The 22,555-nt window shown below is 35.1% G+C and carries 18 protein-coding genes, 4 pseudogenes and 2 riboswitches; of the genes and pseudogenes, 17 read left to right on the top strand and 5 right to left on the bottom strand.

Translation table 11 applies throughout. From position 1 onward, the window contains the following. Positions 1-393 precede the first annotated feature (393 nt). From MKX66_RS03200 to MKX66_RS03210, 3 genes and pseudogenes are all read left to right on the top strand, one after another. A pseudogene (locus tag MKX66_RS03200) lies at positions 394-1,118 on the top strand (helix-turn-helix domain-containing protein); the annotation flags it as partial. Positions 1,119-1,317: 199 nt separating this feature from the next. Next, positions 1,318-1,421, top strand: a riboswitch (purine riboswitch). Between the two features lie 177 nt (positions 1,422-1,598). Further along, the gene (locus MKX66_RS03205) at positions 1,599-2,480 is read left to right on the top strand and encodes a 5'-methylthioadenosine/S-adenosylhomocysteine nucleosidase (protein WP_193652986.1); all 882 of its coding nucleotides are present in this window, start codon (positions 1,599-1,601) and stop codon (positions 2,478-2,480) included. 474 nt (positions 2,481-2,954) lie between these two features. After that, the gene (locus tag MKX66_RS03210; protein ID WP_002033283.1) at positions 2,955-3,782 is read left to right on the top strand and encodes an endonuclease I family protein; all 828 of its coding nucleotides are present in this window, start codon (positions 2,955-2,957) and stop codon (positions 3,780-3,782) included. A gap of 142 nt (positions 3,783-3,924) precedes the next feature. On the opposite strand, the gene MKX66_RS03215 is transcribed toward MKX66_RS03210, so the two are convergent. Further along, positions 3,925-5,355 (bottom strand): YfcC family protein, encoded by a 1,431-nt coding sequence (locus MKX66_RS03215; protein WP_002033286.1) that lies wholly within the window; start codon positions 5,353-5,355, stop codon positions 3,925-3,927. A 198-nt stretch (positions 5,356-5,553) separates the two neighbouring features. Here MKX66_RS03215 and rraA point away from each other — a divergent pair, with 198 nt between their 5' ends. The 9 genes and pseudogenes from rraA (at position 5,554) to MKX66_RS03260 (ending at position 15,138) form a co-directional block, all read left to right on the top strand. Next, entirely contained in the window at positions 5,554-6,033 is a 480-nt protein-coding gene (gene rraA, locus MKX66_RS03220; RefSeq protein WP_002190176.1) for a ribonuclease E activity regulator RraA, read from the top strand. A 340-nt stretch (positions 6,034-6,373) separates the two neighbouring features. Beyond that, positions 6,374-8,122, top strand: a complete 1,749-nt coding sequence (locus MKX66_RS03225; protein WP_341085479.1) for a DUF4430 domain-containing protein — start codon at positions 6,374-6,376, stop codon at positions 8,120-8,122. Between the two features lie 123 nt (positions 8,123-8,245). Then, the gene (locus tag MKX66_RS03230) at positions 8,246-9,073 is read left to right on the top strand and encodes a DUF4430 domain-containing protein (protein WP_326997174.1); all 828 of its coding nucleotides are present in this window, start codon (positions 8,246-8,248) and stop codon (positions 9,071-9,073) included. A gap of 23 nt (positions 9,074-9,096) precedes the next feature. Then, positions 9,097-9,975 carry an energy-coupling factor transporter transmembrane component T gene (locus MKX66_RS03235; RefSeq protein WP_326997175.1) on the top strand — a complete coding sequence of 293 codons (879 nt, stop codon included), beginning with the start codon at positions 9,097-9,099 and terminating at the stop codon, positions 9,973-9,975. Continuing rightward, positions 9,948-11,318 (top strand): annotated as a pseudogene (locus MKX66_RS03240) (ABC transporter ATP-binding protein); the annotation flags it as partial. The gene MKX66_RS03235 and the pseudogene MKX66_RS03240, both read left to right, overlap by 28 nt. Before the next feature lie 673 nt (positions 11,319-11,991). Next, positions 11,992-13,122 (top strand): RNA-guided endonuclease InsQ/TnpB family protein, encoded by a 1,131-nt coding sequence (locus tag MKX66_RS03245; RefSeq protein ID WP_326997176.1) that lies wholly within the window; start codon positions 11,992-11,994, stop codon positions 13,120-13,122. A 141-nt stretch (positions 13,123-13,263) separates the two neighbouring features. Continuing rightward, positions 13,264-13,557 (top strand): annotated as a pseudogene (locus MKX66_RS03250) (ABC transporter ATP-binding protein); the annotation flags it as partial. Then, the gene (locus MKX66_RS03255; RefSeq protein WP_326997177.1) at positions 13,530-14,231 is read left to right on the top strand and encodes an ECF transporter S component; all 702 of its coding nucleotides are present in this window, start codon (positions 13,530-13,532) and stop codon (positions 14,229-14,231) included. The pseudogene MKX66_RS03250 and the gene MKX66_RS03255, both read left to right, overlap by 28 nt. A gap of 184 nt (positions 14,232-14,415) precedes the next feature. Further along, positions 14,416-15,138 carry a YwiC-like family protein gene (locus MKX66_RS03260; protein WP_002033247.1) on the top strand — a complete coding sequence of 241 codons (723 nt, stop codon included), beginning with the start codon at positions 14,416-14,418 and terminating at the stop codon, positions 15,136-15,138. A gap of 31 nt (positions 15,139-15,169) precedes the next feature. Here MKX66_RS03260 and MKX66_RS03265 read toward each other — a convergent pair whose 3' ends face one another. Further along, entirely contained in the window at positions 15,170-15,361 is a 192-nt protein-coding gene (locus MKX66_RS03265) for a hypothetical protein (protein WP_002084448.1), read from the bottom strand. Positions 15,362-15,482: 121 nt separating this feature from the next. Further along, positions 15,483-15,581, top strand: a riboswitch (SAM riboswitch). A gap of 38 nt (positions 15,582-15,619) precedes the next feature. Here MKX66_RS03265 and MKX66_RS03270 point away from each other — a divergent pair. From MKX66_RS03270 to MKX66_RS03285, 4 genes are all read left to right on the top strand, one after another. Next, positions 15,620-15,940 carry a hypothetical protein gene (locus tag MKX66_RS03270; RefSeq protein WP_002110869.1) on the top strand — a complete coding sequence of 107 codons (321 nt, stop codon included), beginning with the start codon at positions 15,620-15,622 and terminating at the stop codon, positions 15,938-15,940. Between the two features lie 205 nt (positions 15,941-16,145). Then, positions 16,146-16,583: an SWIM zinc finger family protein gene (locus MKX66_RS03275; protein WP_002033243.1), complete on the top strand. Its 438-nt coding sequence runs from the start codon at positions 16,146-16,148 to the stop codon at positions 16,581-16,583. A 22-nt stretch (positions 16,584-16,605) separates the two neighbouring features. Further along, a complete protein-coding gene (locus MKX66_RS03280) occupies positions 16,606-17,181 on the top strand; it encodes an NAD(P)H-dependent oxidoreductase (protein WP_078177223.1) in 576 nt (191 codons plus the stop codon). Further along, positions 17,178-17,531 carry a hypothetical protein gene (locus MKX66_RS03285; protein ID WP_002165385.1) on the top strand — a complete coding sequence of 118 codons (354 nt, stop codon included), beginning with the start codon at positions 17,178-17,180 and terminating at the stop codon, positions 17,529-17,531. The genes MKX66_RS03280 and MKX66_RS03285 overlap by 4 nt, the downstream gene beginning before the upstream one ends. Positions 17,532-17,571: 40 nt before the next feature. On the opposite strand, the gene MKX66_RS03290 is transcribed toward MKX66_RS03285, so the two are convergent. The 3 genes and pseudogenes from MKX66_RS03290 to MKX66_RS03300 all read right to left on the bottom strand — a co-directional run. Next, entirely contained in the window at positions 17,572-18,918 is a 1,347-nt protein-coding gene (locus MKX66_RS03290; protein ID WP_002033241.1) for a short-chain fatty acid transporter, read from the bottom strand. 274 nt (positions 18,919-19,192) lie between these two features. Then, entirely contained in the window at positions 19,193-19,540 is a 348-nt protein-coding gene (locus tag MKX66_RS03295) for a VOC family protein (protein ID WP_061675228.1), read from the bottom strand. Positions 19,541-19,584: 44 nt separating this feature from the next. Beyond that, positions 19,585-20,005, bottom strand: a pseudogene (locus tag MKX66_RS03300) (aminoglycoside phosphotransferase family protein); the annotation flags it as partial. 640 nt (positions 20,006-20,645) lie between these two features. Here MKX66_RS03300 and MKX66_RS03305 point away from each other — a divergent pair. Further along, positions 20,646-22,286, top strand: coding sequence for a M20 family metallopeptidase (locus MKX66_RS03305; RefSeq protein WP_341085481.1), 1,641 nt, complete (start codon positions 20,646-20,648; stop codon positions 22,284-22,286). The last annotated feature ends 269 nt before the right edge of the window (positions 22,287-22,555 follow it).

A 22,555-nucleotide genomic window follows, 5' to 3' on the forward strand; every position in this document is an offset into this window, starting at 1 on the left:
AAACCTTCTGTTGTTTAACTAAAGGGTGGCTTTAATTTAGCAAGAAACTAAGAATTTTTAACTTCCGCTAACGAAAATTATGTAAATAAGCTGTTCACTGGATTCTCATAGAAAACTGTGGTGAGATGAAATTTTTGATTTTGAAGCACTTCAAAATCTTAGCTAGATGGCTATGTATCGGTACCCCACAATAAAAAGGCAGGAACATATCAAATATGTTCCTGCCTTTGATTTTATTAAGTTTAATATCTATGACCTAAATATAATAAAATTTGGAGCTTCTTTTATTTTAGAGAGATGTTTCCTAACAGTTGATTTTGTTAACGAAAGTCGACTTTAAATCTATATTTTGTGTGAAATAAAGTACATATAATAAAAGTATGAGGTGATACAGTGAGAGAAATTCATATTCATAAAATCATTGCGGATAAGAGAAAAGAAAAAGGAATTACACAGGAAGAGTTAGCGGCGTATATCGGTATTACGAAAGCATCTGTTTCCAAATGGGAGACTGGGCAGAGTTATCCGGATATTACATTTTTGCCACTGTTAGCATCGTACTTTAACATAAGTATAGATGAATTAATCTGTTATACACTGCAAATGAACAGGAAGATATTAAAAATTTATATCATAGACTAGCGGAAGCTTTTAGTGAAGAACCGTTTGATGAAGTAATGATGGAGTGCAGGGAAGTGACAAAAAAATATTATTCTTGTTTTCCATTATTAATTCAAATGGGGCTACTTTTTATTAATCACCACATGTTAACAGAGGATATGGATAGAAGAATTGAAATTTTAGAAGAGGCAATGTATCTCTTTAGCCGAGTGCAGGGAGAAAGTGAAGATGTTTCTCTTGCGAAAGAGGCGGTATCGTTTAAAGCAACTTGCTATCTTATACCCAATAGACCAAATGAGGTGCTTCAATTACTTGGTGAAACGATACGTCCTAACTTTCCAGAGGAAGATCTAATTGCGCAGGCGTATCAAATGCTTGGAAATGCTGAAAAGGCGAATGAAATGATGCAAATTAGTATGTATCAACATTTAATACAATTCGTTGCGACAATACCGAATTATGTAGTAGTAAATGCCTCAAACGCTGAAAAGGTAGAGTAATTGTCTGTAAAAGATCGGTTGTTGTAGGTTAATCTAGTTTAGTATATGGGTTATGAGTTTTTTAGCGTCGTTATCCATTTAGGAATGATAAATCCTAACTATTTAAGTTGTAAAAACGAACATTTTTATTATTTTCATTAAAAACGTTCACTTTTAGATTGCGTATACACTAAAAGTTTGTTATATTACCAATATAATAATTTTAAATAACATCACTCGTATATACTCGGTAATATGGTCCGAGCGTTTCTACCTAGTTCCCAATGAAAGAACTGGACTACGGGTTAAAGTATTCGGTCGCTTTCTGTATTGAGCCGCTACCGATCTATAATTTAGCATTGGCCTCATCTTTTGCTTAATTAGCTTTGACTACCGTAGTTCTAGAAAGTAGAGATTCTTCTACAATTTCTAGAGCTTTTTTCTTTGGACCAAAACATCGAGTATAGAAAACAACAAGAGAAAGAGGAGAGATTATTTATGAAGAACAATATGTTGAAAAAGTGTGCGGCGCTAGTAACTACTACGGTATTGTCATTCTCAATACTTGCGGGATGTAATGCGAGTCCAAAACAAGTAGTAGAGGCAAAAAGTAATCAACAACCTATTTTAATTCAAGGGCCAATGCCGATAGAGGCTGAGAAGTTTGCAAAAAGGTTAAAAAATGTGAAAGAAGAAAAGTCTGGAACTTTCGTATTTTATAAAGGAACTGTCGACAATTATCCTGTAATCGTTGCGAAAACAGGTAAAGGAATGGAAAATACAGCAGCCGCTACAGCGGTGGCTATTGAAAAATATAAGCCTATAGCGATTATTAACCAAGGAACATCAGGTGGACATGATCCTAATTTAAACGTATTTGATATTGTTTTAGGAAAACAAGTCGCGAATATAGGTTCACTAAAAACAACAAATATGAATGAGAACCAAGGAATTGAACCGGAAAAATGGATATCTATGGACCTGATGGCTTCTGAAGGGAGTGCAGGAGAAGATCCAAATGCTGAGAAAATCCGATACTACGAGGGAGATAAGGATTTACTTGCAGCAGCTAATGCAGTAAAAGATAAATATACAAAAGGTAAAGTGGTCGAAGGTACTATAGGTTCAGCAGACGTTTGGAATAATGAAGTTGATAGAATTAAATGGTTCCATACAAAATACGGTACATCTGTAGAAGAAATGGAAGGTGCAGCAGCAGCACAAATCGCAAAAGCTTATGACGTACCATTTTTAGGGATTCGCGTATTATCTAACAATAAAACAAACGGCGGAAAATACAATCCAAATACAGCGGCGGCAAATCAAGAATATGTATATGAAGTAGTTAAAAAGTATATAGATTCGATACCAAATAAATAGTAGTAGTTCTGTCTCAATATAAAAATGTTATCATTACTGCACAATGTGTTGTGAACTCAGAATTACCAAAGTTTCTTTAATTAAAATAGATTGGTGCCTTACATGGTATCCAATCTATTTTTGTACGTATTCTACAGAGGAAGAAGGGTTTTACACAAAAAATAAAGACAGTTATAGAAAAAAGAAAAGTCGAACGATTTATCAAATATGCATAATTGCATAAAAAAATTGAAATTTATAAGTTAACATTAAACTACTTTTTAATTGTAAAGAATATTTTAATAATCTTTACTAGAGAAGGATATTCCTTGTGAAAAGTAGATAAACAAAAAGTGTGGAAATAATACAGACTCAATAGAGTTTTGTATTAAATAAAAAGAAAAGGATGGGTATGGCTTTCTAAAAGTTTTTGGGGGCTAGAAAGCATTTTTTAGTTAATAGCTTCAAATTATATTTTAAAGGGGAAATGGGTATATGAAGTTTAGAAATACAAGGCTTGCTATGGTTACACTATCTTCATTTTTTATTTTAGGTACTGCATCTCTATCATTCACAGATATCATACACGGTGAAGTAGCTTCTGCATCACCACAAGAGATTATTGTAAAAAGCTATGACGATACATATTATAATAATGCAATAGGAAAAATGGGTTTAGAATTAAAGAAGGAACTTCATAATATTATTGATGATCATACAAAGTTATCATACAGTGCGGTTTGGGAAGCACTAAGAGATACTGATGAAGATCCAAATAATAAAAACAATGTGCTACTCTTATATACTGGGCGTTCGCAAGGGAAACTTACGAATGGTTCAGGAGTTGATAATTGGAACCGAGAGCATGTTTGGGCAAAATCTCACGGTGATTTTGGAACGACTGCAGGAGCTGGAACAGATTTGCATCATTTAAGAGCGACGGATGTATCTGTAAATAGCTCACGTGGAAATCTGGATTTTGATAATGGTGGTGTGAATCATTCAGAAGCGACAGAATGTAAGTACGATAGTGATTCTTGGGAACCTCGTGATAGTGTAAAAGGAGATATCGCTAGAATGCTATTTTACATGGCTGTTCGTTATGAAGGAGACAACGGCGAAATAGACTTAGAATTAAATGAAAAGGTGAATAACAATAAAGATCCATACATGGGTAAACTATCCGTTTTACTAAAATGGAATGAACAAGACCCTGTCGATGATTTAGAGCGAAAGCGTAATGAAGTGATTTTTACAAAATATCAACATAATCGCAATCCTTTTATTGATCATCCTGAATGGGTAAATAAAATTTGGAATTAAAATATTTAAAGGTATTTTGCTTTGAGAGAAGGGATTGATCACTATGATCAATCCCTGTTTATATCTATACTAGAATAAGTGATTTTTATAGGATTGGAGAATAGGATAGATATTTTATCAAGTTAAGTATAATAAGAGTCTTTTAATACGGTCCCCATTCAATATTCACACCAACAATAAGAAAAATAAGTCCGATGATAAACCAAATGAATGCAAGTGGAGCCATGAAGCGAATCCATTTTCCATAAGAAATGCCGCTCGCTGCGAGAACGCCCATTAAAACACCAGAAGTTGGATTGAGGCAGTTCACTACACCTTCTCCAAGCATAACAGCCTGTACTGTAACTTGGCGTGTAATATGCATGAAATCGGCTAATGGAGCTAATATCGGAATGAAAATAACAGATTCTCCTGTCCCGGATGAAATGAGGAAATGTAATGCGGCACTACTTACATACATGCCGAGAACGCCAAATACAGGGCTATGTCCTTCGAGAGACTGTGCGAGTTGATTAACGATTGTATCAAGTAATTTGCCTTGTTCTAAAATGACTGAAATACAACGAGCCATTCCGACGATCAAAGCACCGTATATGAGATTTTGGCAGCCTGCTAGAAAAGTAGAAGCGATATCGTTTGCTTTCATACCACCTATTATTCCCGCTGTAATTGCTATGAATATAAAAGTAGCGGTCATTTCTGCGTCCGTCCAATGTAGACGAAAAGCGCCTATTAAAAATGCAATTAATGATAAAGCCGAAACGAGTAAAATTAATTTATGACGTATTGTCCAAGGAACTTCTGTTTTCTCTGTTTCTTTCTCACTTGAAAGAGCATTACTTGGAAACCAGTTATCTCCGAGTATGCTTCCTTTATTCGATTTTTTTAAGCGTTTTACATACCAATTAATATACAAAATGGTAGCAATTAAAAAAGAGATATAAATTGCCGTACGTAAACCAATTCCTGAAAACATCGGGAGTTCTGCGATTTTTTGTGAAATGCCTAAAGGTGAGGGAGATAAAATAGTAGCATTAAAACCAGCATAAGTGCCTAAATAAATAATTGCTACGCCGACGATAGCGTCCCATTTTAATGTGCGCGCAACGATGATGCCGATGGGGATAAAGCCAATAACTGAGTTAACGATAATGCCAGTCGTGCCGAGAATAGAAAAGAGTGCGGCGACAATGCAAATGAAAAGTAATTGCTGATTACGAAATTTGTTAATCACATGATAGATTAAACCGTCAAGAGCACCTGTTTTTTCAAGAATTGCAATAGCTCCACCTGTAAATAAAATTAAGAAGATGATCGGAGCAGCAAGTGTCATTCCTTTTTCAATAGCGGTAAAAAAAGAAACAAACCCTACCGGCGATTGTGGAACAGAATGATAACTTCCTGGTATTGTCGTTGTAACAGTACCGTTTGTAACTCTTTTAAATTCTCCAGCAGGAACGAAATATGTAGCAATGGCACAAAGTAAGGCGATAAAAAATAGTAGTACGTACGCGTCAGGCATTTTAAACTTTCGTTTACTCGGCTGTTTTTTTACCTCGGTCTGTAATTGCATAAAACCCCTCCTTTTTCACCTGGTTAATTTTCAATATTCTGAAATTTATCTGTGAAATAGATTATAATAAAGGTGGCTTCTTAAGGCAATAGTTTTTCTATCCTTTTTCTGCACATACAAATTCTTGCAGCATTAGACAGGGAAACGAAAAAAATCCAAGAATATGTAATATAAAAGGAAAAGAAAAGAGGGAAAGAGATGTGGAAAACTACGGATCTATGTGATGAATTTGAAAAGGAATTACAAATATGTCGCCAGTCTTTTCGGTCTTTCGGGAAGAAAAAACAATTCTATGGGAAAATCGCAACGGTAAAAGTGAAGGATGATAATGTACTAGTGAAGGAAGGATTGCAAACATTACCAGAAGGAACGGTATTAGTTGTTGATGGCGGAGCGTCTACGAATTGTGCGTTACTTGGTGATAATTTGGCAGCTATTGCGGAGGAAAGAAAGCTAGCGGGGATTATTGTGAATGGATATGTTCGTGATTCTAGTGAACTAAAGAATATAGATATTGGTATTTTAGCGTTAGGGACGATGCCAAATAGAAGTATAAAAGAAGGAAAAGGAGAGCGTGGTATTTCATTGCAATTTGGACAAGTAGAATGGAAGCCAAATGAATATGTGTATGCGGATGAAGATGGCGTCATTATTAGTGAAAAGAGTTTGCATCGTTAAAGGTTAGTAAGTTACTATTCTTAGAAAATAAATCCGATAAAGCATGGACAAAATTCTTTGTCAATAGTAAAATAATACAGAAATTTAAAATTAACAGAATGTATAGGTTTATCGTTTTACGATAACTTAAATGGAAGTAAGTTGTGCCTAGAAAAGTGAATGTTATCACAATGGTGCGTTCATAAACGAAATTATTTTTCCTATACAAATATAGCCGCGAATAATGCGGGTAGGAGGTGTTGTACATTTTTGTTCGACACTTACAAAAAGAGAGTGTCAACCGCATACCCTTAAAGGGTCTTTTTTTGTGTGAATGTTAGTAAAGGGAGGGAATTTTTGGATGGCAATGTTAAAGAAATGGCTGCTTACATCATTAATGGCAGTGGCACTTGTATTTGTTTCTTTTGCGAATACAGTACATATTACGTTTGCTGAAGGAAAGACAGCGAAACTTGCAATTATTGGTGAATCACAAAAAGGAATTATGTTATGTCCGAAAGAAGTTTCCATTGAAGATGGAGAAACAGCTTTTAGTTTGCTACAAAAAGTTATGGGTGACAAAGTAACATCTGAAAGTATGTCATTTGGAACGTATATAAAGGGCATCGATGGATTAATGGCCGGAGCAACGAGCGGTTGGTTGTATGATGTAAATGATAAATCTGCAGAAGTTGGGGCGGATAGTTATAAATTAGAGTCTGGGGATGTTGTTGCATTTCGTTACGTTGCAGACTGGAGCAATATGAGTCAACAAACGTTGCAACAAACGTTAGATAAATTTGGCACTTGTAAAACTGTAGAAGAGCCAAAACCAGAGGAACCGAAAACAGAAAAGCCAGATGGTAAACCAGAAGAACCGAAAACAGAAAAGCCAGATGGTAAACCAGAGGAACCGAAAACAGAAAAACCAGATGGTAAACCAGAAGATAAAGTAACAGAACAACCAAAGGAAGAGAAAGTTGAAATTCCAGCAGCACAATTAAACGAAGCGATTTCTAAAACATCAGAAAAGATGTTACAAGATGGAATTGGTAGTGATTGGGTTGCGATTGGACTTGCTCGTTCAGGTGTAAATGTTCCGCTTGAAACGAAAATAAACTATGTTAAGCCAGTAGCTGAAAAGGTTAAGAAGCGTTTAAATCGTTTTTCAGCAACAGATTTAGCTAGAACGATTATTATGATGAATGCAATGAATGTTGATCCTACAAAGGTAGAGGGACAAAATTTAGTACAAAATTTATTTGAATCAGATAAAGTGAATTCCGTTACAGGATACGCATTTACATTACTTGCATTAGATACAAAGAAATATGAGATTCCGGCCGAAGCAAAATGGAATCGAGCTGCTTTAGTACAAGCACTTTTACAAGCGCAGCATACAGACGGTGGCTGGACATATGATAGTTCAAGTAGTAAAGAAAGTGCTAGTAACGTTGATGTAACAAGTATGGTATTAGCAGCATTAGCTCCTTATCAAGATCAAGCAGATGTAAAGCCAGCTATTCAAAAAGCTGTTGATTATTTATACAAGCAGCAGCTAGGTAATGGTGGTTTTACCGCTGATGGACAAGAGAATTCTAATAGTACTGCACAAGCAATTATTGGACTATCGCTAGTTAAAGATGTAGATCACGATCGTCTTAATAAAGCAGTACAAAATTTAATGTCATACCAGCTTCCAAATGGTGAGTTTAAATGGTTACCAAGTGATCAAAAAGGTAGCGGAATGGCTACAGAGCAAGCATTTTTAGCGTTACTTCAGTTTAAAGATCTTGGAAAATCGATTTATGATTGGTCAAATGTAGTAGAGAATGAAATTGATACGAAACCAATTGTAGAGCCAGAGACAACTGTAGAAGAAAAAGAAGTTGTAGAACAGCCGAAACAACAAGAAGAGTTACAAAAACAACCAAAAGATGAAAATCTAAAAGTTGTTGTAGATAACGAACGAGTTAATAAAGAAACAAACAAGAATAAGAATCAATTACCACAAACAGGAGCATCTTCTCATAGTGCAGCAACACAAGTAGGTATGGGTGTATTATGTATCGCTTCTGCATATGTATTATGGAGACGTAAAGCAGCTTAACAAAAATTAGGAGCAATCATTTGCTCCTAATTTTATTATAAAAGTGAGGGCTAATAATGAGTGGGGATGAACAAAATCTCCACTCATTAAAGTTTCACTTTAATATGAAAGGTGAGGGACAGCATGAGTAAGATGAAATGGTTCATTTCTTTAGTTCTTTCATTGGGATTATTAGCCGGATGTGAAGAAACGGCTGTAAAACCTGAGAAGAAGGCAGAACCGAAGCAAGAAGAGCAAAAAGAAGTAGCGAAACAGGAAGAACAAAAAAATGTACCGAAACCGGAAGAGAAGCAAGCTGAACCGGAACAAAAACCACAAGAAGAGCAGAAAGATAAACAAGAACAAAAAGTAGAAGAGAAACCGAAAGAAGAAAAAGCGCAGGAACAACCTGAAGTAAAGAAAGAAGAGAAACCAAAGGAACAGCCTGCTGCAAATAAACAACCAGAGCAACAAAAAGTACAAGAAGAGAAACCACAGCAGCCGAAAGCACCAGAAGTAAAAGAAGAAGCAAAGGTTGTTAATCAGCCAAAAGAAACACCAAAGCAGGAGCAAAAGAAAGATCCGAATAAAGAGGAGAAAACGATACCGACTCCGGTAGTACCAACTCCTGAACCACCAAAACCAGATCCAGTATCAGTACCGAAACCGCAATCGAAACAAGTTACTATCTCCGTAAAAGGTCATGAAGGATACTTATTAGGTGCGAAAAAGGTTGATGTACAAGAAGGCGACACAGTTTACAGTGTGCTCACGGGCACAGGATTAGAGGTTGATGCAATGGGCTCTAAAGGTGATATTTATGTAAAAGGTATTAATGATTTATACGAGAAAGATATTACTACTACTAGTGGCTGGAAATATCGTGTGAACGGTGCTTTTCCAAACTATAGTGCTGGTGTAGTTAAAGTAAAACCAGGCGATACAATCGAGTGGGTGTTTGTATTAAAATAGGAAAGGATCTTCGGTAAAGGACTATGAAAATAAGCTTTTCTTCTTTACATCCTTTTGTTAATTTTTTCTATTATATTGGGGTGATGATACTATGTATGATGTGTCTTCATCCTCTTTTTTTAATTGGAGCTATTATACTAATAGTAATCTTAAATATAGTACAAGGAAATGGCGAGAAAATAAGAAACATGCTGCCAAGTACTATCGTATTCTTTCTAATGGTTATTTTATTTAACTCTTTATTAACGCATAGAGGAGCGACTACGTTATTTTATTTAGGAGATAGCCGGATTAAGCTTGAGGCCTGTATGTATGGACTTGTTATGGGATTATTATTAGTTGCGATTATGTTTACATTTGCTTCTTATAACGATATTATTTCGAGTCATAAATTTTTATATTTGTTTTCGAGAATTTCACCGAAAGTTGCATTGTTAACGATGATTACAGTACGATTTGTTCCTTTGTTTATTAGGCGGTTAAAGAAAATTACACTCGTCCAAAAAACGAAAGGTGTACAATTAGATTCAGGTTCACTCATTGAGCGTATAAAAAATGGAATGAAATTACTGCAAGTGTTATTAGTTTGTTCGTTAGAAGATGCACTTCAAACGGCAGATTCTATGCAAGCTCGTGGATTTGGTGTAACGAAACGTACGACTTATATTCGGTATAGAATGGAAAGACGCGATTGGTACACGCTAAGTTATTTAAGTATTCTATTTATAGCCGCATTCATATTTAGTTATTATGGCGGAGGGAAATTGATCATTTATCCGAAAGTGGAATCAATACTATTCCAGCAATACGATGGAATGATGTTTTTCCTATTTATGATGTTTATTAGTTTACCAATTATGATGGAAGGAAGTGAATGGATATGGTGGCGCATGCAGAAATAAAGAATTTATCATTTATATATGCTGATGAAAATGAAGAAGCGTTACAGCATATTTCTCTTTCTGTTCAAAAAGGAGAATTTATAGTACTTGCTGGCGGTTCAGGTTCTGGGAAGACAACTTTATTAAAACATTTTAAAAAGGAATTACTGCCAATTGGCACGCGTTCAGGAGAGATATTTTATGATGACGTTTTATTAGAGGAAGTACCTGATTTATTATCTGCACAAGACATTGGTATGGTATTTCAAAACCCAGAAAATCAGCTCGTAATGGATACAGTGATTCAAGAATTAGCATTTTCTTTAGAAAATATCGGGTTACCATCACATATTATTCAAAAAAGAATAGCGGAACTTATTAGCTTTTTAGGATTTCAAGATTTGTTACATCAATCTGTTCATACTTTATCTGGTGGTCAAAAACAACTAGTAAATTTAGCAGCAGTATTAGTCATGCAGCCGAAGTTATTATTACTGGATGAACCGACAGCGCAGCTAGATCCGATTGCTGCAAAAGAGTTTTTAGGATTATTAAAACGTATTAATGAAGAACTTGGAATTACGATCGTTTTAAGTGAACATCGTCTGGATGAAGTGATACCACTTGCAACACGCGTTATTTGTATGAATAACGGCCGAATCGTTTATGATGGTAGTCCTAAAACGGTTATAGCTAACATGTGGGAAGTTGAAAAGTTCCGTCCATTTATCCCGCAAATTCCAAGATTGTTTTTAGAGTGGAATGTAGAAGATATTCCGTTTACAGTGCGAGAAGCGCAAATGAAAATGAATGATTTTTCAGCGATATCATATAGGGATGGGCAAGTAGAACAGTGTGAAAAGCAAGAAGTGATCTTAAGTGCAGAACATATATCTTTTCAATATGAGAAAAATAGTCCCCTTATTTTACGAGATTTAACAGTGAACATCGAAAAAGGAAAATGGACAGCTCTAGTTGGGAAAAACGGAACCGGGAAGTCTACACTGTTAACGATTTTAGCAGGATTACAAAAAGCTAGAAGAGGGAAAGTAAAGTGGAGTGGAAAAGTGATACATAAAATTGATTCGAAAGAACGATTTAAAAGTATAGGATATGTATCGCAGCACCCATACTATCATTTTACATTTGATACAGTGTGGGAAGAAGTGTATGAACGTGCAAGTGAATTATACGGAGAACAAGGAAAAGAAATAGCAGAAAATATGCTAAAACAGTTTTGGTTATATTCGCTTAAAGAACGTCATCCGCATGATTGTAGCGGCGGGGAACAACAATTACTCGCATTATGTACAACGTTATTATCAAAGCCGACTTTATTATTGCTTGATGAACCGACAAAGGGTAACTAACTGTTACGATTTATTTAACCAATTATAACCAAAGTTAATTAAATATATCAGTAAGCCCTGCTAGTCAAGTGATTGGCTAGTAGTGAGGGTTAACTGCGGGCAATCCCTAAAGCTGATTGAACTACAACGTGGCTAGAAATAGCGAGCGTGAATGTCGCGAAAGCAGAAAAAATCAATCAGATCGTGCACGGTTAAATCCTAAACACTAGAATAATGGGTCTTCCGCATCGAATCGTCTAAGTCAAAATTGATAAGATGAACGTTCAACGACTATCTCGTATAACTGACGAGAGTACATCACAAGCCTATGGTGATGGAAAAATCCTCTATCTCTAAAGAGATAAACATATAGTCTGCGCTCATGTGAAAACATGAGAAGTTCATAAGAGAACTGGCCAAGGAATTGCGCCCTTAGTTGAACGAGATAAATTTTATTGAATCTATCAAACTTCATTGAATACACTGAACGTATGTGCAATATTGGATTCAATGAGGTAAGAATAATAATGAAATTTTTACGAGTTAGTCAAGTATCGGAATTAACAGGTTTGTATCCTAGTAGTCTTAGGAGAATGCTGGTGGAACACGCTACTATTCAGAAGAACAAATCTTTCATTATCTGAAAGGTGAGTGCCGAATAATCGCACAGTAAAGGAGTTAAATTCTGATGATATTGGCGAAGAAAGTCAGACTGATTCCAACGCCTGAACAAGAAAAAGTGCTTAGAAACCATGCTGGTGCTGCAAGATTCGCTTATAACTATTGTAAAAGAATGAGTGATAGATACTATAAGTTATTTGGAAAATCTGTTTCACAGTTAGCTTTACAGAAACGATTTACAAAGATCAAGAAGCGAAAGCGATATGAGTGGTTAAATGACATCAACGCACAAGTTCCCAAACAGGCTTCAAAAGATTTTGATAAGGCGAGGAAAAATTCGTTCGAAAAGTACAAAAATGGTTATCACACTTCTTATAAATCTAAAAAAGATTTAATTCAAGGATTTTATGCCAATTATGAAAGACTGATTATAGGAAAGAAAGTAGTTCATATTCAGTCTATTGGAGAAGTGAAAACAAGCCAACAACTACCAAGAAACAAAAAACCATCCAATCCAAGAGTTACATTTGATGGTCGTCACTGGTGGATTAGTGTAGGGTTCCAAGAAGACTTTGAATCACAAGAACTAACCGATGAGTCGATTGGTGTGGATGTTGGTTTAAAAGAGCTTTTTGTAGCTTCTAATGGTATGAAAGAACGAAATATAAACAAAGATGCCAAGGTTAAAAAACTTTTGAAAAGGAAAAAGTCAGCACAGAGAGATATGTCTAGGAGATTTAAAAAAGGTGTAAAAATTCAATCTGCCGGATATGAAAAAGCTAAAACTGAGCACCTGCGGTTATCTAGGAAAATTACGAATATCCGAAATAACCATATCCATCAATCAACAGCTAAATTGGTGAAAACCAAACCAATGAGAATTGTTGTGGAAGACTTACCTATCTCAAACCTGTTAAAAAACAAAAAACTATCGAAAGCATTTTCCTTTCAAAAATTAAACTTCTTCTTTCAATATTTGTCATACAAGTGCGAGAAGTATGGCATTGCATATGTAAAAGCTGATAAATGGTTCGCCTCAAGCAAGATTTGTTCATGTTGCGGAGTAAAATACGACCATTCAGTTCAACCAGAAGGACAGTGGAGTTTAAAAATACGTGAGTGGTGTTGTGTTAGGTGCAATAGCCATCACGATAGGGATGTAAATGCTGCGATAAATTTATCAAGATGGGTAAAATAAATGCTTGATAATAGGAGGTAACGATACTGCCTCGTGTGGAGTGTTATACCCCTCGTCCCTTTGGGGTTGCGAGAACACGATGAAGCACTAACTCGTGTAAATTTGATTGAATTGTATAGATTTAGTTAAGTTTATCGTATCGGACTAGATCCATGGAAAAAGGAAAGAGTAGGAGAGCTATTTAAACAGTTGCAAAAAGAAGGTACAACAATTGTAATGGCAACGCATGATATTGAGTTTGCAGCGAAATACGTTGATCAGTGCATGATGTTATTTGACGGGAAAGTCATTATGAATGATGCACCGAAAGAGTTCTTTAGTGGTAACTTCTTTTATACAACATCTATTAATCGATTCATCCGTAGAGAGTTGCCATTTGCATTAACGTGGGAGGATGTGTACGAAGCGTGTCCAAACGATATGTTGCATTCATAATATTTATTTTTGCTGTTGTAATATGTACACTACTCTTTACGACTTTTATTATGGACGGGTATTACATGGTAAGTAGTTTGTTTTTATTAGCTGTCATTATGTTACCTTTCTATGTTCGTTTTGAAAGGAAGGCGTTTGTTTCACGTGAAATTGTTATCGTTGCTGTGTTAGCGGCAATTGCAGCGGTTAGCCGGGTACCATTTTCGATATTACCGAGTGTACAACCGACTTCTTTTGTCATTATCGTTTCTGCAATTGTATTTGGGAGCGAAACTGGTTTTATGATTGGGGCAACGGCAGCTATCGTGTCTAACATCTTTTTAGGTCAAGGTCCGTGGACGCCGTGGCAAATGTTCTCTTGGGGCATGATCGGTTTTATAGCTGGATTACTTCGGAATACATTTTTGATGAAAAAACTATGGGGCAGATTGTTGTACGGATTCGTCGTTGGATTTCTATTTGGATGGATCATGAATTTTTGGGGTCTTCTCGGTTTTATACAGGAGGCAACGTGGGAAACAGTTATTGCTTACTATGTCGCAAGTTTTTACTTTGATCTGAGTCACGCGATATCGAATGTTATTTTCCTTCTGTTATTTAGTACGTCATGGATTACGATCCTCACAAGATTTAAAAAGAAATATGGTATATTAGATGAGCATAACGTGACATAGAAAAGCATACTCATATAAGGTAGGGTCGCGACTTACATATTCGTTTGCCTCTTTCATGCTTCTTACATATTGTAAGAAGCATTTTTTATTGTCAAAAAATAGATTCAATATATGTCCGTTATTATATGAAATTATTTGTATAATAGTAGGTGAGAATTATTTTCAAGAGGGAGGTGTATAGTTAATGAAGTTAGTTATTCCGAAGCAACATGGAGCATGGGCGATGCTTGTCATACCATTTCTATTAAGTGTATTACTTGGTAAACCTACTTTTTATCATATCCCACTGTTTTTAGCCTGGTTCTTTATCTATCTAGCTACTTATCCATTTCTCATGTACATAAGGCAGAGAAGAAAAAAAGAATTTCTACACGCTGCAATTGTTTATTTTATCATTGCATTTGTATTTGGGATGATTTCTTTATTATATGAATGGCGAATTCTTTTATTCGCAGTATTAATGATTCCATTGTTTATTGTAAATATGTATTACGCTCGTCAAAAAAATGAACGAGCATTACTAAATGATGTTTGTGCGATTATAGTGTTTTGTATAGGTGGTTTAATCAGTTATTATTTCTCCATGAAATTAATAGATAAAACAGCATTATTCATTACGCTTATTTCATTTCTATATTTTTTAGGAAGTACGTTTTATGTGAAAACGATGATTCGTGAAAAAAATAATCCGAAGTATCGTTTTATATCTTGGGGATACCATATTGTATTAACGGTAATTGTATTTGCTATAAATCCATGGTGTTCACTCATATTTGTACCAAGTGTAATTCGGGCCATTATGTTGTATGGCAAAAAGATTTCTATATTAAAAGTAGGGATTTTAGAAATTGTTAATTCTGTATATTTTTTAATAATAACGGTAATAATGATGAAGTATGCCATTTGAAACAAACTTCCCATCTTTTGATGGGAAGTTTTCATTCTTGTTCTAAAATGTGAACGGTGTAATCGCAACGTTGAAGAGCTTGCTCTACAGCGTAAAGGGATTGTTCAATACGTGCGCGATTAAAATCTTCTTCAACAGTCTGTAATGCATCTTCTAAACAATGTTTCGCTTCTTGTAAGGAATGAAAAGAATCTTGTACGTATCCACGAGCATTCTTTTTCAAAGTAGTAGCCTCCTTTTGTACATCTTTTTGTAGTATGAACAATAAAGAAGAAAATATAATTTTTTATATTTATTTGACAATTATAATAAAATTACGTATAGTTAAATTTAAAGTGAATATTTTCTTATCCAGAGAGGTGGAGGGACTGGCCCGATGAAACCCAGCAACCGCGATGCAGGTGCTAATTCCAGCAGAACATATTTGTTCTGGGAGATAAGACGAAGATATACGTAACTTCTTCTTATCGGAGAGGTTTTTTTGTTGCAAAAAAACCGATTACGAAAACATATAATAAGAAGAAAGGGGTTGCGAAGTACTGTGACACTCGAAAAATACGTAAAACTGCGTAGTACAGTTTATGAATATATGATAGAGCAAGATAAGCCAATATCATTGTTAGATATTCAAGAACATATCGTTTCGCATCATGAAGGAAAATTCACTAAAAAAATGTTACATCAATTTTATTTATCAAGACTATTAGATGAACTCAAACTGGATGGGAAAATTACTTTAGCTGATGATGAATATCGCTATGCTGAAAAAGGGGTATTTTATAAGGCGGGAAAAGGGAGCTGAGCTCTCTTTTTTTTGAAGTATGTAGAGTAAAAGACTGCTAAAGCAGCCTGATACAAGGGAATGGTGTTGAGTGTGTAGTGTCAAAGATTGAATGTGCCTGAAAGAGGCACTTCATATCGGCTGCAAATGAAAAGAGACACCTCCGCCGAATAGGTGTCAGTCGTTTTGTCACGTAGACTCGCTACTTGACAGTTATTAGAATAACATGCAGGATTTTGGAAGTCAAAAGGGAATTAGAGGAAGAGGTGTTGTGATGTATGCATACTTATTAAAAGATATAATGAAATGGATTCCAAAGTACATTATAGATAGAGGATATGAATATTATGAAGAGGGACATGTAGAAGATGTTGAAATACACGACAAGAAAGTATTTGCTTTCGTTACTGGAAATGCAGGGAATTATGAAGTGATTATTGATCTTGAAGATTTTGCAGAAAGTAGCTGCGAGTGTCCTTATGAAAATTATTGTAAACATATGGCGGCAGTTGTGTATGAAATTCAAGGTGCTGGTGAGAGTACAGTTAAAGAGCAATTGAAAGGTTTAGAAAAAGAAGAGTTACTAACAGTATTAAATCGTTTGTTACAAAGTTCGAAAAATGTGCAAATTGTAGAGACGATGTTAAAGAAGGGGAAACTTTAACTAAAGAGGGAGTTGTTTTGTAGTGAACGTACTAATTATATATGCTCACCCTAATCCTTCAAGCTTTAATGGGGCAATTTTAGAGCATGTGCAAAAAGGACTTGAGGAAACAAATCATTCTGTTACGCTACTTGATTTATATAAAGAACAATTTGATCCAGTGCTTGTATTTAATGAAGAGAAGAAAAGACGTGATTTACTAAATGAAGAAGAGACGAAGCGATATAGAGAATTAGTGCAGAAAGCGGATATTCTTCTTTTCATATATCCGATATGGTGGTGGGGCATGCCTGCTATTTTAAAAGGATTTATCGATCGTATTTTTGTAGCTGGATTTGCTTATAAATATGAGGGGTCATTACCGAAAGGCTTATTTAAAGGAAAGAAAGCATGGGTTATTAATACGTTAGACTCACCGTTATGGTACGTGGCCCTATTATATCGATCAGCGGATTGGATTATGATGAAAAGAGGGGTTTTACGTTTTTGTGGTATTCGCGATATAAAACGTTCTGCTTTTCAATCTGTGAAAACGAGTAAAGTAGAGAAGCGTGAAAAATGGCTGTTACAAATAGAAGAAGCGGCTCGTACATTATGAATGAAATCGATCGTATTATAAAGTGTTGCAATTGTGATGACGAACTTTTGCGTACGTATATTAATTGTTTAGTCCAATTGAAGAAATACAGCGAAACGTTTCAACAAATTCAAATACAATTAAGAAATGATTATTTAATAAGAGGGATTTGTGAAAGAGAAGTTGATGAGGTAATAAAGGGAAGTAAAGAATATGAAACATATGTTCTTCCTAAAGTATTGCAGTGGAATTTCCTTAAGAACAATCCTCATATGATTGAAAAAGTATGTGAAGATTTGTTTACATATGAAGCATTAAATCATGCAGAGGTAGAGTGGAGGAAGGTAATAAGCTGTATAGATAACGAATGATTTATTATATAAAAAAGCTAGTATAAAACTAGCTTTTCGTTTAAATAAATAAGAAACATAGACTAATGATAAATCCTGCATATAGTAAGTTAACAACACAAAATCCCATAATATCACGCGCGCTTAAACCAGCTATCGCTAATGCCGGTAATGCCCAGAAAGGTTGAATTAAATTTGTCCAAGCATCGCCCCATGCAATTGCCATCGCTGTTTTCGCGGCAGGTACACCAAGTTCAGCGCCAGCTGGAATCATAATTGGTGCTTGCACTGCCCATTGACCGCCTCCAGATGGAACGAAAATATTTACAATGCCAGCACTTAAAAATGTAAAGAGCGGGAATGTGGTTTCATTTGAAATACTAATAAAGAAAGTAGAAATAGCTCCTCCAAGCGAAAGACCTTCACTATTTACTCCAATCATCATCCCCATAATTCCAGCATAGAACGGAAACTGAAGTAAAATACCTGAAGCACTCTTAGTTGAGTCAGAGAAAGCGCGAATATATTGAATCGGAGTACGGTGGAAAATAAGACCGGCAATTAATAACATAAAAATAACGATATCAAGTGTAAGGTTAAAGCCTTTCGTACTAAAATAGTTAAAAATATAAATAAGACCTAATAATCCGATGCAAAGTGTAATAATCATACTATTTTCCATTTTTTCAGCGAACGTATTGTTCCCTACTTCTTGAGCGGCAGCTTCTTCATGGAATACGCTAGGATCTACAGTTATCGTATGTTTTTCATCTGGATGCATGGCCCGGTTAATGAGAGGCATCGTAACGAGAAAAATAATAACTGGCACGAGTGCGTATGGTGAGAATAACGTTTCTGTTATTGGAATCGCTTCTTTAATACTTCCAGCTGTCGTTTTAATTAACGTTTCGCCGCCAGTTGCTAACGTAAGAGGGATAGAAGCAGAAAGGCCTGCATGCCAAATGAGAAATCCAGAGTAGGAAGAAGCAATTGCTAACCTATAATCTAATCCTTCTAACTGTCTGGCCACTTCTTTTGCATATAAAACCGATACAACAATACCAAATCCCCAGTTTATGTATGCTCCTAGTAAACTTACGATTGAAATAGCAATAATACCTTGTCCATTTGTTTTCGGTAATTTCGCTGCTCTCGTTAATCCTTTTTTAATAAGAGGAGCGTTTGCTAATGCAGATCCTGTCACGAGTACAAGAGCCATTTGCATAGAAAAGGCGAGAAGCCCCCAAATTCCATTGCCCCAATGCGTAATCATTTCGACCGGTGTTTGGTGCGTTGCAAACATGCCGAAGAAGATAACGAAAACAGTTAATAAACATGATAAAATAAACGGTTCTGGTAAGAAACGCTGCACAAGAGCAACACATCCATTTGTAAATGAACGAAACAAAATAGCTCAACCTCCTTATGTATATTTATTACAATTATTCGAGGTTGATTGAGTAATGTCCTTTAATATATAGAAAATTCAGATATTAAAGATGGTTGTAATTTATTGATAGATTGATATTATTAATAAATGGATAGGCTTATACTAAGTTGGATAGATTAAAAAAGTGTACCTCCGATTGTTAGACTGTGTCTAATAATCGGAGATGCACTTTTTTTATTTACCTTATTGAACTAAAGCACCTGCTAGCTTAATAGCAAATGATTACAACCGGCTATTTCTCCCAAAGTTCGATCAATCGACCTTCAGGATCTTTAATCCAAATAAACTTTCCAAATTCACTAATCTCTTCTTTTTTTTCAAGAGGTACGCCAATTTGTTCAAGATGCTGAATAGTCTCGTGTAGATTATGTACTTGGAAATTTAACATCACTTGTTGTTCTGTAGGAAAATAACTATCATTCTCGGCAAAGAAAGAAAAGATAGTCTCAGTTCCTAATTCGGGTTTAATCACAGTCCCATTCCAATTTTCTATTTCAATCTTCAACACTTCACTGTACCATTTTTTTATAACATCAAGATTTTTAGTTCTCCAAAATATTCCTCCGAAACCTTTTATCATTGTATTTAACTCCTGTCTGTCTTTTAATTTTTAATGACATAAGTTCAACCTTCAATAAAACGCAGTGCACAACGGGAATGGTGATTGGTTAGATCTTTTGCAAATTGTTGATTCGGAAATCCTCTGTGAAGCAATCTCAACCCGCCTGAAGTTAAGGATATATGATGATAGAATAACATCCTGTTGGGGTCGAGAGTATCATTCTTTAAATATCGATAATAATCCCCAAATCGAAACTGCAAAAAAACTGTGCTCATGCTCAATATCAAAGAACTCGGTTCCTTCGATATCAATCAAATAAGGTTCTAGTTTGTCATTAATTAATACATGAGCAGGGCCGAGTTCCCCATGTATAAATCCATAACGACTTCTTGGTTCAATTTTTGATTCAAGCTCGTACAATGTATCGAGTAGATTGCTATGACTAGCCCTGATGCTGTCAATCAAACTATATAAAAAATCTAACCAAAAGTATAGATTGTTTATTTATAATTGTTATGATGTTAAATTGGGTCTGGAAAAATAGTCATATAAAACCCCGTTGGAGCTTCAATGTTTTTTTGATGAAATCATTCTTACTTCTCAAATACCTCGCCACACAAAAACTTAAAATGTATTACAATGAATCTATACGATTTTTAATCCTTCTTCTTTTCACTAACTTTACCATTATTTTTAATTGAGTATTACTGCCCCGTCAGTTTAAGTAAAAAACCTTCACAATCTCAATGATATATTCAAACTTGAATAATCTAATTGCCTGGAAACGTTCCTCAACAATCTGTCCCTTTAGTGGAGTAACTTTATTGCTACTCAGCAGTTTCTTAATCCGTCTTTCAGTTCAGATTTTCTTTTCACTATAAAAACCTCTCTTTAGATAAACAGATCTAAAGGGACAAAACATCGCGTCTTTTAAATAAACACCGTGACTTTATTTAAAAGCGATATTAAACATATTCTTCAAATCCTGGAAGCGTATGTTTGCCGCAAATGAAAAGAACCATAAGCTTGCCAAACGGCAAAATTATAATTTTGATAGCTGTCGTCATTTTTTATTCATATATTGGAAATGAATTTCATAATGCGGAAAAATAGGGGGATTTATATGTCAAAGTGGCAATCTAAAGAACAATTGGTTCAATTATTAAGCAATCTTGTTGAAATTCCTAGTATTACAGGTTCAGAAGCTGAAGTTATATTGCCAGACTTTGTTGTAGAACAACTATCTGATTTACAGTATTTCAAACAAAATCCGCATCATTTACAAAAAAATCCGACGGGAGATGGAAGATATTTTGTTACAGCCCTAGTAAAGAAAAGCGATAGTACGAAAAATACCGTAATTCTTGTTAGCCACTTTGATGTTGTAGATGTACAAGATTACGGAGTGTGGAAAGAAGATGCATTTAACCCTAAAAAATTAACATCTATGTTTTATTCTCATAAAGATGAGCTACCAGATCATGTACGTGAAGATATAGAACAAGGAGATTGGCTCTTTGGTAGAGGAACGATGGATATGAAATGTGGTCTAACTTTACAAATGGCGATGGTTGAGCAAGCTTGTGAAGGAAGATTTGATGGGAATGTTCTTTTATTGGCTGTTCCAGATGAAGAAGTGAACTCTGTAGGGATGAGAGCTGCTGTTCCAAGATTATTAGACTTAGCAAAAGAACATGACTTAGAGTATAAAACGGTCCTAAATTCAGAGCCTATGTTTTCAAGACATCCTGGTGACCAAAATAAGTACATTTATACTGGTTCTATTGGTAAGGTGTTACCTGGTTTCCTTTGTTATGGAAAAGAGACACATGTAGGCGAACCTTTTGCAGGATTAAATGGGAGTTATATGGCTGCATTATTAACAGCTGAATTAGAGTTGAATACAGACCTTTGTGATATTGTAGGTGGTGAAGCGAGTCCTCCACCAACTAACTTGCTCCAAAGAGACTTAAAGGAGGATTATTCTGTACAAATTCCTCATCGTGCAGTCACATTATTTAATTTGTTTTTACTAGAAAAAACGATGACAGATGTAGTTTCATTGTTACGCCAAAAAGTAACGAAAGTAGCAGAGAAAATCGAAGAATCGTATGAGGAGCGAGCGTATCATTTTTCTAAGTATAATCCGTTCATACCGCCGAATCTTAAAGTAAATGTATTAACGTATGAAGAGCTTATCGCTTATGCAATTGAACAACATGGAAGAGAAAAAATAGATGAAATTCAATCCGATATTATAAAAAATAGAGAAGATAAAGATGATCGTGCAGTAACTATTGATTTAGTAGACAAATTATCTATCTTATGTAAAGAAAAGGCTCCAATGATTGTACTTTTCTTTGCGCCGCCATACTATCCAGCTGTGAGTTCACGCAACAATCCTTTAATTAAAGAGGTAGTTGTAGAAATGGAAAAGTATGCCCACTATAATCATAGCATTACATTTGAAAACCAAAATTATTTTGGAGGAATTTCAGATTTAAGCTATGTGGGCTTACAAAACCCATTGGATTCAATGAGTTCTCTTGTAGACAATATGCCATTATGGGATAAAGGTTATTCGATTCCACTAGAGGAATTAGAAGAGTTTGACGTTCCAGTATTAAATATGGGACCAGTAGGAAAAGATGCACATCAATGGACGGAGCGTCTGGACGTAAATTACGCATTTGAAACGTTATTAGATATGTTACCTAAATGTATTGAAAAACTACTTGTTTCTAATAAAGTTACACAGTCATAGTGTTTGCATAAGAGCGAGAAAAGGACCGTAGTGATACGGTCTTTTTTTCGTAATGAATAGTTTGAAACCTTAGATTTATGAAATTGTGATGTAAGAATTCTCTTTAAAATAGATTCGCAATAAACTATTTAGAGAGAGTAGATATGGCTTGTACACTTTTTGTAACGGTATTTGCTGAGTTTTTGTATAATATAATTATGTGAAGTTAACATAACTTATTGTATCAATAATATATATTTGCGTAGAATATCCATTTTAAGATTTTGAAG

The sequence above is a fragment of the Bacillus sp. FSL R9-9530 genome, from assembly GCF_038008145.1.
Lineage (GTDB): Bacteria > Bacillota > Bacilli > Bacillales > Bacillaceae_G > Bacillus_A > Bacillus_A mycoides.